Below are 14,197 nucleotides of genomic sequence, written 5' to 3'. Positions count from 1 at the left end.
GTTAAATCCCGTTATCGATTGTATTGTTGTTCTCGTTTTCTTCTGCATCCTGTCTCAGACTGAGTGCCTGAAGGTATGCTTTTGCACTTGCTTCGATGATGTCTGTCGACACACCGCGTCCGGTAAAAAGATGTTTGCCATCCTTGAGTCTTACTGTCGCTTCGCCGAGAGCCTGACGCCCTGCGGTTGTTGATCGTACCGAATAGGAGTATAGCAACGAGCCAAGACTCAGTGCCCGTTCGATCGCCCTGAAGCATGCATCGACGGGACCATCTCCGGTGGACGACTCTTCATACGTGTTGCCTTTTGCCCGTATTCGTACTGTCGCGGTAGGAATTGACGCTGTACCGCTGTTGACATGGAGGTAGTCGAGTTCAAGCGGTTCGAGCGGTTTGTTCAGCTCGTCTCCCATGAGTACTCTCAGGTCATCATCGTAAATTTCTTTTTTCTTGTCGGCAACTGACAAAAATCGCTCATATACTTTTTCCAGTTCCTCGCCGGTGACTTTGTACCCCAGTGAGCTCAAGCGTGCCTGCAAACCGTGTTTGCCTGAATGGCGCCCAAGCACGATGGTTGTTTGTGGAACGCCTACGGATTCAGGGGTCATTACTTCATAGGTTTGCCGGTTTTTCAGCATTCCGTCCTGATGTATGCCGGATTCGTGGGCAAATGCGTTATCACCGACAATTGCCTTGTTCGGCTGGATGATAAGACCGGTGAACGAGGAAACCATGCGACTGGTGTTGTAGATTTCTTCGGTCACGATATCGGTATAAAAGTCATGCAGGTCACTTCGCACTTTCAATCCCATCACGATCTCTTCGAGGGAGGCGTTGCCTGCTCTCTCCCCAATGCCGTTGATCGAGCATTCGGCCTGTCTCGCTCCATTTTCGATTGAGCTGAGTGTATTCGCTACGGCAAGACCAAGATCGTTGTGACAATGGACACTGATAACTGCCTGGTCTATGTTTGTGACCCGTTGTTTCAGGTCGGCGATTTTTTTCCCAAACTCGGAAGGCCAGGTATAGCCGGTAGTGTCTGGAATGTTGACCGTTGTAGCTCCGGCTTCTATGACTGCCTCGATGATTTCTGCGAGGTAGGCCGGGTCTGTTCTTCCGGCATCTTCGGCGGAAAATTCAATATCATCGGTAAATGTTTTTGCATACCTGACTGCGTCTACCGCCATCTTGAGAATGGACCGCTGTTTTTCCGCAAGAGTCTTACCGTACCGTTCGTGTCCGAACTTGCCCATGATATGGATATCCGATGTACTGATAAACGTATGAATCCTCGGATACCGTGCATTTCTCAGGGCATCGTGGGCGCTTTTGATATCGTTTTCCATGGCCCTGCAGAGTGCGGCTACGATTTTACCGGATTCATCGCCAACATGACGAACAGCCTCGAACTGGAGCGGGGAAGATGCGGGAAACCCGGCTTCAATGATATCTACATTGAGCTTTTCGAGCTGCCGTGCTATCTCGACCTTTTCCTGCAGGTTCAAAGATGCCCCTGGTGACTGTTCACCGTCACGCAGGGTGGTGTCAAATATCAGTACCTTTTCTTTCACATTTCGTCAGATGATGGTTACGATACTTCTAAATTTGCCGTGATGGCATCGGTGATTTCTGTTGTCGACGCGATGTTGTCATCGGAGTTTGCGATATCGGCGGTACGCATTCCGGATTCAAGAGTCTTTTCAATCGCCTTGTATATGTCATCGGCAACGTGCTGCATTGAAAAACTGTGCTCGAACATCATGGCTACCGAAGCGATAGTCGCTATCGGATTTGCCTTGTTTTGCCCTGCGATGTCGGGTGCACTGCCATGAATCGGTTCATAAAGAGCATGGTTCTTGCCGATACTTGCCGATGGAAGCATGCCCAAACTGCCGGTAATCATGCCGGAGATATCACTGAGTATATCGCCGAAAAGGTTTTTTGTGACAATTACGTCGAACTGTTTGGGATCGCGAACAACCTGCATTGCAGCATTGTCGACATACATGTCGGTCAACTCGACATCAGGAAAATCCTTGTGCACTTCATGGACAATGTTTCTCCAGAATTGTGAGCATTCCAGCACGTTGGCTTTGTCAATGCAGACAAGCCGCTTTTCCCGTTTCATGGCTGTTTCGAATGCGAGGCGTGCAATGCGCTCGACCTCGTATTTTTCATATACCATGGTATTCCAGCCTTTGGTGTCATCGTATCCTCTTGGCTGGCCGAAATAAATTCCTCCTGTCAGTTCCCTGATGACCATAAAGTCTGTGCCTGAAAGGATATCCGGCTTGAGTGACGATGCATTGACGAGAGCATCATATACTTTTGCCGGACGGAAGTTTGCAAAAAGGCCCAGTTCCTTGCGGATTCTCAGGAGTGCGGCTTCCGGTTTTTTCTCATGCGGCAGGTTTTCCCATTTCGGGCCGCCAACAGCGCCGAGCAGGACAGCATCGCAGTTTTTACAGGCTTCGAGAGTTTCCTCGGTGAGCATCTCGCTGTGGACATCGTATGATGCGCCTCCGAAGAGGTGTTCCTCTATCGATACTTCCAGGTCGTATTTCTCCTCCAGCGCATTGATGACCTGTACGGCACTGGCGACAACTTCAGGTCCGATTCCGTCGCCTGGTATGGTTACTATCTTGAACATTCGTTATGCATTATTTTTTTAGAAGCCAGCTCATCATTTCACGCAGCTTTGACCCGACCTTTTCGATGGGATGGTCTGTGTTAGAAGCGCGAAGTTTTTTCAGGTTTGGGTAACCGGAGTTGCATTCATCGATGAACTCTTTGGCGAACCTGCCGTCCTGAACCTCTTCAAGGATTTTTTTCATCTCTGCCTTGACGGCTGAAGTGATGACTCTCGGGCCGCGTGTCATGCCTCCGTATTCGGCAGTGTCGCTGACGGAATAATTCATGCGTGACAAACCACCTTCATAATACAGATCGACAATCAGCTTCAGTTCATGCATACATTCGAAATAGGCGAGTTCTGCCGGGTAACCTCCCTCGACAAGTGTTTCAAATCCTGCCTTGATCAGTTCTGCGGAACCCCCGCAAAGTACGGCCTGTTCACCGAACAGATCGGTTTCGGTCTCGTCCTTGAACGTTGTTTCGATGACGCCTGCTTTGGTGCCGCCAAGGCCTTTGGCCCATGCAAGTGCCTGTTGCTTGGTGTCGCCCGTATAATCCTGATAGACGGCTATGAGGCAGGGGACACCGTTGCCCTGGGTGAAGGTTCGGCGGACAAGATGGCCGGGGCTTTTCGGCGCGATCATCATGACGTTTACGGTTTCGGACGGTACGATCTGGTTGTAGTGGATATTGAAGCCGTGTGCAAACGCCAAGGTATTGCCGGCTTCAAGGTTCGGAGCTATTTCCGTTTCATAAATGCTTTTTTGGTACTGGTCGGGGAGAAGAATCATAATGATATCCGCCCACTTTACGGCATTGGCTATCGGATTGACCTCCAGGCCTGCTTCCCTGGCTTTTGCGCATGAAGAACTGTCCGGTCTCAGACCTACACAGACGTTCAGTCCGCTTTCTTTCAGGTTCAGGGCGTGAGCGTGGCCCTGGCTTCCGTAACCGAGTACGGCGATGTTTTTCTCCTGCAGGTATTTCAGATCGGCATCCTGCTCGTAGTAAACGTTCATATGATTGTTTTCTGTTTTATGTTGCATGAAAAAAATAAAATCAACTCTCGCCACGGGTCATGGCAACCGTGCCGGAGCGGGCAATTTCCTTTATGCCGAGAGGCCGGAACATGTCAATGGTTGTATTGATCTTGTCCGGTGAACCGACGACCTCAATAGTAATGGATTTTTGTTTTATATCCACGACTTTTGCCTTAAAAACATCGATCAACTCGAAAATCTCCTGCTGTGACTGTTTACCGAGTTTCAGGGTCATGAGAAGCAGCTCTCGCGATACGTGCGGCTTGTGTGTTACATCGACAACCTTCAAGGTGTCGATGAGCCGGTTTAGCTGCTTGAGTATCTGGCTTATGATGTTGTCGTCTCCTCGGGTGACAATCGTCATTCGGGATATTTCACTGTCTTCTGTTTCTCCGATCGAGATGCTTTCAAGGTTGAATCCCCTTGCGCTGAACATGGCTGCAACTCTGTTAAGCGTACCGAATTTGTTTTCGACCAGAACGGATATGATATGTTTCATAGTTTCATTTATACCATTGTGTTAGGGTTCAGCCTGTCAAAAAGCATTTCAGAAATCGATGCACCTGCCGGTACCATGGGAAAAACCATGTCTTTTTTAATAACCTTGAACTCTACCAGGACAGGGCCTTCGTTGTGATCAAGAGCTTCGCTGATGGCTTGCTTCGCTTCAGCCGGATTGATTGCACTCATCGCTTTGACGCCGAATGCCTCAGCGACACGGACAAAATTAGGGTTGCTCTGCTGCAAGTCGGTGAACGAGTACTTTTCCTGATGAAAGAGCTCCTGCCACTGCCGGACCATACCAAGGAAGTTGTTGTTGATCAGGAAAAGTTTGACAGGCAGTTTGTAGTGTACCGCTGTAACAAGCTCCTGGATGTTCATCATGAAACCGCCGTCGCCACAGAAAAGAACAACCGGTCTGTCGTGAACGCCGAACGCTGCACCGATAGCTGCCGGCAAGCCATATCCCATGGTGCCGAGACCTCCACTGGTTATGATCGAGCGCGGGTTGGCGAACTTGTAGTACTGAGCTGTCCACATCTGGTGTTGTCCGACATCAGTAACCACAACGGCACTGCCCTCGGTCTGTCGGGAAACTTCATCGATAACGAACTCGGTTTTGAGCTTTTTTTCATCGTTGACATACGTGAGGGGGCACTGCTCCCGCCATTTTGCAATCTCTTCGAGCCACGGCTGACGGTTTTCCCTTGTTTTCGGCAGCGCTTTAAGAACGCCTTCAAGAAAGTGCCGGGAATCGCCGACAACAGGAAGGTTTACCTTGATATTTTTGTCGATGTTTGTCGGGTCGATATCGTTATGAATTTTATATGCATGCGTCGCAAACTTTTCAATCTTGCCGGTTACCCGGTCGTCAAACCTTGCTCCGACTGAGATGAGAAGATCACAGTTGTTGACGGCCTGGTTTGCCCAATACGTCCCATGCATACCGAGCATTCCCATGCTCAGGGGGTGGCTGCCTGGAAATGCGCCTAATCCCTGCAAGGTCATGGTGACCGGTATGTCTTGCTCGATCGCAAGAGTTCTGAGCGCTTCTGACCCTTCGGAAGCGATAACACCGCCGCCGACATACAGAAGCGGCCGTTTAGCCTTGGCAATGATTTTCGCCGCTTTTTTTATCTGATTTTCATGGCCTTTGATCGTTGGCTTAAATCCACGAATGTCGATCTTTTCCGGCCAGTTGAAAACGCATTCCGAGCTTAGGACGTCTTTTGGCAGATCGACCAGAACCGGGCCGGGCCTTCCTTGTGTTGCCAAGAAAAATGCTTTTCTGATAGTCGTTGCAAGGTCTTTGGCATCCTTGACCAGGAAATTGTGTTTCGTTATCGGCCGGGTGATACCGACAATATCGGCTTCCTGAAAGGCATCGTTGCCAATAAGGTTGCTTACTACCTGGCCGGTAAAAACAACCATTGGAGATGAATCCATGTAGGCGTTGGATATTCCTGTAACAGTATTGGTGGCTCCGGGGCCCGAGGTGACCAGGACAACCCCGGGTTTGCCGGTTGCCCTGGCATAACCTTCGGCCATATGAGTCGCTCCCTGCTCATGGCGTACAAGGATGTGTTTGATATCCTGGACGTCGTAGAGCGTTTCGTATACTTTCAGGAGCGCACCGCCGGGGTAGCCGAATATGTATTCAACATTTTCCCGGCGCAAACATTCAAAAAATATTTCAGAACCGTTCATTTTTTTGCCGGATGCATGCATGAGTTGTCATTGTTTAATATTAAGATTAACAAACCGGATTTTGTAAAATCGCTCCCGTGCTTGCTGACGTTACCATCTGCGAATAACGTGCAAGGTATCCTTTGGTGATTTTCGGGATGAATGCCGGAATTTCTGCCAGTCTTTGTTCAATAGTTTCGTCGGAAAGATCCACCGACATCATCCTGTTCGGCAGATCGATAGTTATCATATCGCCGCTCCGAATCGCTGCTATCGGTCCTTTTTCTGCAGCTTCCGGTGACACATGTCCGATACATGCTCCCCGGGAACCTCCTGAGAATCGACCATCGGTAATGAGTGCAACGCTGTCTCCGAGGCCCCGGCCCATGATCGCACTGGTCGGTGATAGCATTTCTGGCATACCAGGGCCTCCTTTCGGGCCTTCGTAACGGATAACCACAACGTCACCGGCGACTACATCTCCGTTCATGATGCCGGCAATAGCTTCATCCTGGCAGTCATATACTTTAGCCGGTCCGGTGTGATGCATCATTGATTCGCTGACCGCACCGGTTTTGACAACCGCACCTTCCGGAGCAAGGTTGCCATAAAGGATCGCCAGTCCTCCAGTATGAGCGTAAGGGTCCTCTATGGAACGAATGACCGATGAGTCACGTGTCATTGCGTTTTCAATGTTTTCTCCAAGTGTTTTTCCTGTAACTGTTGGCCTTGAAAGATCGAGCAGACCGTCGATTTTCGACAGTTCTTTCAATATTGCTGAAATGCCGCCAGCTCGGTCGACATCTTCGATATGCACATCTTGTGTTGCCGGACTGACCTTGCAGATATATGGCGTTTTCGATGAAAGAGTGTTGAGTTCTGAAAAGTCAAACGCCTCTTCAGCCTCATTGGCAATAGCCAGTGTATGCAATATCGTGTTTGTACTACCGCCCATCGCAAAGTCAAGTGCGAAAGCATTAAGCAGTGTTTTCCTTGAAAGAATGTCCCGCGGCTTGACATCTTTTTCAACCAGGTCGATGATTCGCCGTGATGCTTCTCTGACCAGATCCTCTCTTCGAGGATCCACCGCAAGCACCGTTCCGTTTCCGGGAAGTGCGAAACCGAGTGCTTCACAGAGGCAGTTCATGGAATTTGCCGTAAACATTCCCGAACAGGAGCCGCAGGTCGGGCAGGCATTATCTTCAATAACGCTCAGTTCGTCCTCGCTTATTGCGCCTGTACTATGACGACCGACAGCTTCGAAAACCGAAATCAGATCAACAGTCTCGCCCGAAGGTGTACAGCCTTTTTTCATCGGGCCTCCAGAGACGAAAATAACCGGGATATTCATACGGACAGCAGCCATCATCATGCCTGGCGTTATCTTGTCACAATTTGGTATACAGACAAGGCCGTCGAGACGGTGGGCTTGTGCAACGGTTTCTACGCTGTCGGCTATCAGTTCGCGGCTTGCGAGGGAGTAGCGCATGCCGATATGGCCCATGGCAATACCGTCACATACTCCGATGGTATTGAACTCGAAAGGAACACCACCTGCTTTTTTTATCTCTTCTTTTGCGATTTTTCCCAGTTTCTGCAAATGGGCATGACCGGGAATAAGTTCGATAAACGAGTTACAGATACCGATAAACGGTTTTTTGAAATCATCGTTCGAAGATATTGTTCCTGTTGCTTTCAACAGACTTCTGTGAGGGGCTTTTTCAAAGCCTTTTTTTATGGTATCAGATCTCATAAAAGGTAATTTTTGTCATTAAAAATCCTTCCCTGGGAGCACCGTTCCCAAGGCCAATGAAAGAATTTTTAGTCAAGAAAGAAGATTGATTGGACCAGGGACCGGAGCGCCGTCAGGGCACTAGAATACCCACCTGTAGAATAATCACAGGCACAAGTGTTCCGATCCTGCAAATGAGGAAAGTGGCTGATTTGCCGAATTGGGCTGTAAGGCCTTTTGGATTTTGTAAGCTATCGTTGGTCATATTCATAATAACTACAATGTATGGCAAGTATAGTGTTTTCTTTCATGTAAAGCAAGTGCAAAATGCAGTGAATATATTATCTGTGGTGGTGTTCGGGGAATTTTTCCTCCGAGCAGATCATTTGGCAAGAATAAATCGCTTTTTACTGGAGATGGGTTTTATGGTAGGATCTTTTGCTGATGCACTCGTGCCATAATAGTAGTATATATGAAAAAACAAGATTTAACGAGTTTGAATCTACTCATTCCAGATGTTATCAAAACACATTTTTTGCTGCCAATCTGATAGAGATGATCGCTAAAATGTTTCTTTTTTGTAATATACATCTCGTTCAGCTATTTTTTCGCTGTATTTTGCGTTAATTATACTTTCGTGAGTTCCGAAAAGATTTTAACCCGAAATTCTTCAATATGCTACGTTTGCAAGCCCCCCTTCAGCAGGATCTCCCAATGTTTTTTCTGCTTCTGGGAGTCCTGACTCTTTTTTTGTTGCTTTTCGAAGTACTTGTCAGGAAATTTTCCGTAAGCGGTTTTGTGCTCAGGAAAGTGCTGCACTTCAGTTTAGGGCTGATTTTGTTTTTTTTCCCCGTTTGCTTTTCCACAAATTTTTTTCCCGTTTTACTTGCGCTGATTTTTGTGGTTGTTAACGCTGCAAGTTTTTATGTTGGGTTCTTTCGTGTTTTGCATGACAGAAACCGGCTGAATCTGCAACAAGGCAATGAACAGGTAAGCTACGGTCCGATTATGTTACCTGTTGCTTTTATTATTCTTGCACTTTTTCTGTGGGAAAGTCATGTCTGGATTCTGAGGATTTCCGTTCTTATTGCCGGGGTTGCTGATTCGCTAGCCGCCATTGTCGGGGGGGCTCTTGGGAAAGTGCATATTGAAAATCTGACAAAAAGCAGAAAAACCATAGAGGGCTCATTGACGATGTTTACGGTGGGGTTTCTGTTATTGCTTGCCTGTCTTTTTGTTTTTCAGAGCGATTTTAAGGAAGGGCTGACGTCCGCGACGTGGTTCCAGCTTCTAGCTCTTGCCTTGTTTCTTGCTGTAATTGCGACAGCCGTGGAAGCACTTGTTTCATACGGGTTCGACAATCTTTTTATTCCCGTTGCGATTTCCTACGTGCTTTACATTGTCGATATAAGTGAAAAAGGGCTTCTTTTACGCTTGTTTGCTGGGGGTGCTTTTGCTTTGATGCTGGCTTTTTTTTCCGTCAAGGTAAAATTTCTCAACAATAGCGGAGCTACAGCGACGTTTCTTCTTGGTACGACTATTTTCGGAATAGGTGGGCTTGAGTGGACGGTCCCGCTACTTACGTTCTATTTGTTGTCTTCACTGTTATCAAAACTTGGTCGAAAAAGAAAAGCCAAATTTGATCTGGTTTTTGAAAAAGGGTCTCAGCGCGATGCAGGTCAGGTCTATGCCAATGGAGGGATTGCATGGATTATCATGATTATTTATTCCTTGACTAACGAACCGGCATATTTTTTTGCTTATCTTGGAACGCTGGCTGCAGTACAATCCGATACCTGGGCAACCGAAATCGGTACCATGTGGCCCAATCCCAAAGCAAGACTTATCACCACTATGCAATCTGTGCCTGTTGGTACTTCAGGAGGTATATCTTTTCCAGGGACACTCGGAGCATTTGTCGGTGCTCTCTTGATATGTGCAAGCGCAATTGTCATGCAGGTAAGCTGGCTCATTGATTTCGGAATAATTAAATCGTTCATGTTGATCGGTTTATCAGGGTTACTTGCCAGTCTTGTTGACAGTTTTTTTGGCGCGACGATCCAGGCACAGTATTATGACCCGATCAGAGAGAAGGTTACTGAGCGTGTCGAGAGCTACAAAGGCGATGGTACCGTTTTGAAAAACAAGCTGATCAAAGGATATAGTTACGTCAACAATGATGTGGTTAATACGCTCTGTGCGCTTTCAGGTTGTGCACTTGCGTTTTTCTTTTCCCTGAACATATGATGATTCCATGAATAATAAACTTAGGTGACTCATGTTTTCTTCCAAGACCGGTTTTTTTTCACTGTTGGCAGATGCAGGCCCTGTTGTTCTTTTTGTGCTTGTTGTCCTTCTGTTGTTTTCCGTTCTCTCCTGGTCTATTATTATTATGAAGGCCGGAAGCATAGGCAGAGCTATTTCGCAGTCAAAAGATTTTCTTGATTATTTTTTTGATGTTTCCAACATAGACAAGGTGTTCGGAGAAGCTGAAAATTACAGGAATGGTTCTTTGGCGAAGGTTTTCAGAGCAGGATATGTAGAGTACCGTGCGCTTGGTGATCTCAAAAAGGCCAGTCAGATTGAGGAGCGCATATCGAGGGCGATAAGGCGTGAAGCAAATGAGGAAACAAAAAATCTATCGAGGTATGTTCCGTTTCTTGCAACCGTTGGTAATACCGCTCCGTTTATCGGTTTGTTCGGAACCGTTTGGGGGATCATGAACTCGTTTTTGAGCATCGGTGTGACCCAGTCGGCTTCACTTGCAACAGTTGCTCCAGGAATTGCAGAAGCACTGGTTGCAACTGCAGCAGGGCTTGCGGCAGCTATTCCTGCCGTAATAGCCTATAATTACTTTACACAGCAGATTAATTCGATAGAAAGGGATCTTGAAGATTTTTCCGGTGAATTTATAAAGTCATTTGTCAATGAACTCGGGTAACGGTTCGAACGGGATGAGGGGAAGGTCGAGCCGGCTGTTGAGTGAAATAAACGTTACTCCGTTTGTTGATGTCATGCTGGTGCTGTTGATCATTTTCATGGTTACAGCTCCTATGATGATTCATGGCGTCAAGGTCGAAGCGCCGGAGACATCTCATGAAAAAATTGATGTAGAGCCGGAGGCGCTAATAGTCAGTGTTGATGAGGATCGTCAGGTTTTTATCAATAAATATCAGCTTGCACCTGATGAATTGAAGGAAAGGCTCCCGGAGATTATCGATATCAATACGGCAGGAGAGGTTTATCTGAAGGCGGATAAGTCTCTGCCTTACGGTTTTGTGATGTTTATTATGGCGCAGATCAGGGATGCGGGGATTGAAAAGATAGGGATGGTTACCGAGCCAGGGAAAGGTCCGGTCAACGATGCAATAAATCCGGATGAGAATGAATAATCGTGACGAACGGAAAGCGAACAAGCGCCGTTTTCTCACAGCCTTTGCCATATCTGTTTTTCTGCATGTTCTGCTTGTAGCTGGCAGTTTTTACCTGCAATATCTTACAGGGCTGAAGCGTCCACAACTCAAAACGATCGATGTGAGCCTTGTAACGTTACCAGGGCCCGGTTCATCTGAAGAGGTTGATTTGTCCGATGGACCGCTTTCTGTCCCCGAACCCGAACCAGAGCCCGAACCAGAGCTTGAGCCTGAGCCCCCTGTTGAAGAACCTCCAGTTAAACCTGAACCTCAAAAAAAGCCTGAGCCAGTAAAAAAAGCTCCGAAAAAGATTCCCGACAAGCCAAAAAAGGTTGAGAAAAAAACGCTTAAAGAAAAGCCAAAGGAGCCTGAGGCGAACGTTCAGGAAAATCAGACGAGTGACTTCGAGCGCACACTTGAGAAGCTCCGTCAGAAAGTTCAGCAAGGTCCTCCTTCCAATCTTTATAAAAGATCAGGGCCTGGGCGCTTCTCATCCGGTGATGGAGATTATGGGGCCCCAATGGGACCTTATGATCGTTATCTCGTTAATGTTGTGACAATTATTCGGCAAAATTGGTCGTTTACACCCCAGTTTATCAGAGAAAAAGGGGATATAAAGGCATATGTCGCTCTTACTATCAATCCAACTGGTACTATCAGTGATATCATGCTTGACAGGGGCTCGGTCAGCAGCTATTTCAACGATACGGTGATCAAGGCAATTGAAGCATCGTCTCCGCTGCCTTCTATACCGGAAAATGTGAGTTACAAACCCATACGGATAGGGCTTGTTTTCACTCCGCAAGGAATAGAGTAGAGGTCGGCATAACAACTCTTTGATATACTGCCGGTCGTTATTTGCAAAGCCCTGATTATTTCCCTTCAAGGCCTTGCGAAAAAGCTTTCGAGTTCATTATTTTTACAAAAGTAAAGAGGGTAATATGTCGAGTTGTATTTATGTGGATATGCTGGATTTGATTGCTACATCAATCAGGAAAAATCATCTCATCGTTCGATTATGAAAACCCATCGTTTATTGTTCCGGATTTTGCTTGCTCTTGCATGGTGTCTTGTTTTTCCCCATTCCGCTTCGTATGCCGAACCCGTAAAGGAATATATCAAAATCACAAAAGCTGGTGCCGACAGGATTCCGTTGGTGCTCAAGCCGATCGATACAAAAAAAGATAAAAACAAACAGTATACCGCAGGAATCGATACGGTTATTAAAAGCGGGCTCGATTTTACCGGTCTTTTTGCCATTATAAAATCACCTCTCAATATTATAACCGGGGGTGATCTGTACCAGGTTGGACAACGGGGGATTAACTTTGCCGCTCTGAGTTCCGTTGGGGCCGAAGTATATGCGGGAGGGGTACTTGAAAGAAAAGGTGATACTCTGAAGATGGATATGGAGGTCTACGATGCTTTGACTGGCAAGCTTCTTATGAGGAAACTTTATGAAGGAGATAAAGATGAGTTGAGGCCGATCGCGCATAAATTTTGTGCTGACCTCGTCAGGCTGTTTACCGGTAAGCCATCCATTTTCGGAAGTAAGATCGCTTTTGTTTCACAAAGCGGCCGAAAAAAAGAAATTTATCTCGCCGATTTTGATGGTTACGGTGCTGTCCCTGTTGCCAGTAGCGGTGACCTTGCGGTGACCCCTGCACTGTCTTCTGACGGACGCATGCTTGCTTATCTTACGTACACACGCGGCCGACCGGATCTTCATATCAAAGATCTTACCACTCAAAAAATTGTTTCCGTCACAAAGAAAGGGATAAAAATCGATCCGTCATGGCGGCATGGCTCTACTGAGCTTGCTACCACGTTTTCTTTCGACGGGAACCAGGAACTGTACCTGGTGCGGAGCAATGGGACTATTGTCCGCCGTTTGACGAAGCATGGCATGATCGATGTATCCCCCTCTTTTTCTCCTGATGGAACCCAAATGGCCTTTGTTTCTTCACGGCACGGCAATCCTCAAATCTTTGTTAAGAATCTTAATTCAGGGGCGTTAAGACGCCTTACTTTCGAGGGAAAATACAATACTCAGCCTGCATGGTCGCCTGTTGGTGATAAAATTGCATTTACAACTATGCAAAAAAACGGGGAAATCAATATATTTATTATAAATGTAGACGGAACAGGGTTGAAACAACTGACGTACGGAGCCAGACATAACGAAGCTCCGAGTTGGTCACCTGATGGAACCATGATAGTTTTCAGTTCTGACAGGAGTGGAAATAGCAAGCTCTATGTCATGAATGCTGATGGTCAAAACCAGAGGAGTCTCAAGCTAGCAGGTGAACAAATGCAGCCTTGTTGGTCTTCATTTCGCTGAAAGCAGTTTCTACTAACCTAAAAAAGGATAACATGAAACCTATTAAAATCTTGTTGAAGGTTCTTCTTGTTCCATCCATGCTGTTTGTTATCGGCTGTGGATGTTGTGAAGAAGTGGTGGTTCCACCACCCCCAGAACCAGAGCCAGTTGTAATTCCGGTACCTCCGCCACCTCAGCCGGCAAGGGGATAACCGATTACACCTTCCGTTATTTCCGCAGCATGTTCTGCATGCTGCGGTATGGCGGTTTCAGTTTTTATTGATGATGAGAGGTTAATAGTTCTATCATTGCAGTATCAAGTCGGCAGCTAAGCAAGGATCACTGAGTAGCGTTGTGTCTTTGGTGTGCTTAATGTGTAAGCAAATAACCCAAAAGGGTACAATATGAAGTTTCCCAAAAGCTTGTTGAACGTTTTTCTCATTCTGTCGATGCTGTTTATTATCGGTTGTGGCTCGTCTTGTCGAGACGTGGTCGTCAAAGCTCCTCCACTGCCACTATCTGCGCCGATGGTTGAGCTTGGTGATGTTTTCTATGCTTTTGACAGTTCGGTACTTGATATGGTGTCTCGGAGCCAGCTCGACGAAAATGTTCAATGGATGATGGAAAATCCCAACGCGACCATTATCATTGAAGGTCATTGTGATGAGAGAGGTACCTACGAATACAATATTGCGCTTGGTGAAAAAAGAGCTGAAAATGTGAAGAATTACATGGTCAATGCTGGTGTGGATCCTTTGCGTATGCAGACGGTAAGCTACGGCGAAGAGCGCCCCTTTGATCCAGGGCATGACGAAACTGCATGGGCTAAGAACAGAAGAGTGCATTTTGTCGTTCAGTAGCTGTCTTGTTTC

At 46.9% G+C, this 14,197-nt stretch carries 12 protein-coding genes; 6 read left to right on the top strand and 6 right to left on the bottom strand.

Features of this window, described 5'->3' with window-relative positions; translation table 11 throughout:
* Position 1: 1 nt before the first annotated feature.
* Genes CR164_RS10095 through ilvD form a run of 6 tightly spaced genes read right to left on the bottom strand, consistent with a single transcriptional unit; the run spans position 2 to position 7,613 of the window.
* Entirely contained in the window at positions 2-1,570 is a 1,569-nt protein-coding gene (locus CR164_RS10095) for a 2-isopropylmalate synthase (protein WP_110023873.1), read from the bottom strand.
* Between the two features lie 17 nt (positions 1,571-1,587).
* The gene (leuB, locus tag CR164_RS10090; protein ID WP_110023872.1) at positions 1,588-2,649 is read right to left on the bottom strand and encodes a 3-isopropylmalate dehydrogenase; all 1,062 of its coding nucleotides are present in this window, start codon (positions 2,647-2,649) and stop codon (positions 1,588-1,590) included.
* A gap of 10 nt (positions 2,650-2,659) precedes the next feature.
* The gene (ilvC, locus tag CR164_RS10085) at positions 2,660-3,652 is read right to left on the bottom strand and encodes a ketol-acid reductoisomerase (protein ID WP_110023999.1); all 993 of its coding nucleotides are present in this window, start codon (positions 3,650-3,652) and stop codon (positions 2,660-2,662) included.
* Positions 3,653-3,692: 40 nt separating this feature from the next.
* Positions 3,693-4,172: an acetolactate synthase small subunit gene (gene ilvN, locus CR164_RS10080; RefSeq protein WP_110023871.1), complete on the bottom strand. Its 480-nt coding sequence runs from the start codon at positions 4,170-4,172 to the stop codon at positions 3,693-3,695.
* A gap of 8 nt (positions 4,173-4,180) precedes the next feature.
* Positions 4,181-5,902, bottom strand: a complete 1,722-nt coding sequence (gene ilvB, locus CR164_RS10075; RefSeq protein WP_110023870.1) for a biosynthetic-type acetolactate synthase large subunit — start codon at positions 5,900-5,902, stop codon at positions 4,181-4,183.
* Positions 5,903-5,927: 25 nt separating this feature from the next.
* A complete protein-coding gene (ilvD, locus tag CR164_RS10070; RefSeq protein WP_110023869.1) occupies positions 5,928-7,613 on the bottom strand; it encodes a dihydroxy-acid dehydratase in 1,686 nt (561 codons plus the stop codon).
* Between the two features lie 654 nt (positions 7,614-8,267).
* On the opposite strand from ilvD, the gene CR164_RS10060 reads away from it, so the two are divergent.
* The 6 genes from CR164_RS10060 (at position 8,268) to pal (ending at position 14,185) form a co-directional block, all read left to right on the top strand.
* On the top strand, positions 8,268-9,839 hold the full coding sequence (locus CR164_RS10060; RefSeq protein WP_110023867.1) for a DUF92 domain-containing protein: 1,572 nt from the start codon (positions 8,268-8,270) through the stop codon (positions 9,837-9,839).
* Between the two features lie 31 nt (positions 9,840-9,870).
* Complete coding sequence (tolQ, locus tag CR164_RS10055) at positions 9,871-10,533, top strand: protein TolQ (RefSeq protein ID WP_110023866.1); 663 nt, start codon at positions 9,871-9,873, stop codon at positions 10,531-10,533.
* Positions 10,520-10,984, top strand: a complete 465-nt coding sequence (locus CR164_RS10050; protein WP_110023865.1) for an ExbD/TolR family protein — start codon at positions 10,520-10,522, stop codon at positions 10,982-10,984. Before tolQ ends, CR164_RS10050 begins: the two co-directional genes overlap by 14 nt.
* Complete coding sequence (locus CR164_RS13130) at positions 10,971-11,822, top strand: energy transducer TonB (RefSeq protein ID WP_204901806.1); 852 nt, start codon at positions 10,971-10,973, stop codon at positions 11,820-11,822. The genes CR164_RS10050 and CR164_RS13130 overlap by 14 nt, the downstream gene beginning before the upstream one ends.
* 201 nt (positions 11,823-12,023) lie before the next feature.
* Positions 12,024-13,346, top strand: coding sequence for a Tol-Pal system beta propeller repeat protein TolB (tolB, locus tag CR164_RS10040; protein ID WP_110023863.1), 1,323 nt, complete (start codon positions 12,024-12,026; stop codon positions 13,344-13,346).
* A 383-nt stretch (positions 13,347-13,729) separates the two neighbouring features.
* Complete coding sequence (gene pal, locus CR164_RS10035) at positions 13,730-14,185, top strand: peptidoglycan-associated lipoprotein Pal (RefSeq protein WP_110023862.1); 456 nt, start codon at positions 13,730-13,732, stop codon at positions 14,183-14,185.
* The last annotated feature ends 12 nt before the right edge of the window (positions 14,186-14,197 follow it).

The sequence above is a fragment of the Prosthecochloris marina genome, from assembly GCF_003182595.1.
Classification (GTDB): domain Bacteria; phylum Bacteroidota; class Chlorobiia; order Chlorobiales; family Chlorobiaceae; genus Prosthecochloris; species Prosthecochloris marina.
The sequence above is the reverse complement of the archived record's forward strand: the minus strand, read 5'-3'. Positions and strand labels throughout refer to the sequence as shown.

Excerpts from the sequence above, each read along its gene's own strand:
- ilvB (WP_110023870.1), bottom strand. The coding sequence starts at position 5,902 with ATGCATGCATCCGGCAAAAAAATGAACGGTTCTGAAATATTTTTTGAA.
- pal (WP_110023862.1), top strand. The coding sequence starts at position 13,730 with ATGAAGTTTCCCAAAAGCTTGTTGAACGTTTTTCTCATTCTGTCGATG.
- CR164_RS10060 (WP_110023867.1), top strand. The coding sequence starts at position 8,268 with ATGCTACGTTTGCAAGCCCCCCTTCAGCAGGATCTCCCAATGTTTTTT.
- CR164_RS13130 (WP_204901806.1), top strand. The coding sequence starts at position 10,971 with ATGAGAATGAATAATCGTGACGAACGGAAAGCGAACAAGCGCCGTTTT.
- CR164_RS10050 (WP_110023865.1), top strand. The coding sequence starts at position 10,520 with ATGAACTCGGGTAACGGTTCGAACGGGATGAGGGGAAGGTCGAGCCGG.
- leuB (WP_110023872.1), bottom strand. The coding sequence starts at position 2,649 with ATGTTCAAGATAGTAACCATACCAGGCGACGGAATCGGACCTGAAGTT.
- ilvD (WP_110023869.1), bottom strand. The coding sequence starts at position 7,613 with ATGAGATCTGATACCATAAAAAAAGGCTTTGAAAAAGCCCCTCACAGA.
- tolQ (WP_110023866.1), top strand. The coding sequence starts at position 9,871 with ATGTTTTCTTCCAAGACCGGTTTTTTTTCACTGTTGGCAGATGCAGGC.
- tolB (WP_110023863.1), top strand. The coding sequence starts at position 12,024 with ATGAAAACCCATCGTTTATTGTTCCGGATTTTGCTTGCTCTTGCATGG.
- ilvN (WP_110023871.1), bottom strand. The coding sequence starts at position 4,172 with ATGAAACATATCATATCCGTTCTGGTCGAAAACAAATTCGGTACGCTT.
- ilvC (WP_110023999.1), bottom strand. The coding sequence starts at position 3,652 with ATGAACGTTTACTACGAGCAGGATGCCGATCTGAAATACCTGCAGGAG.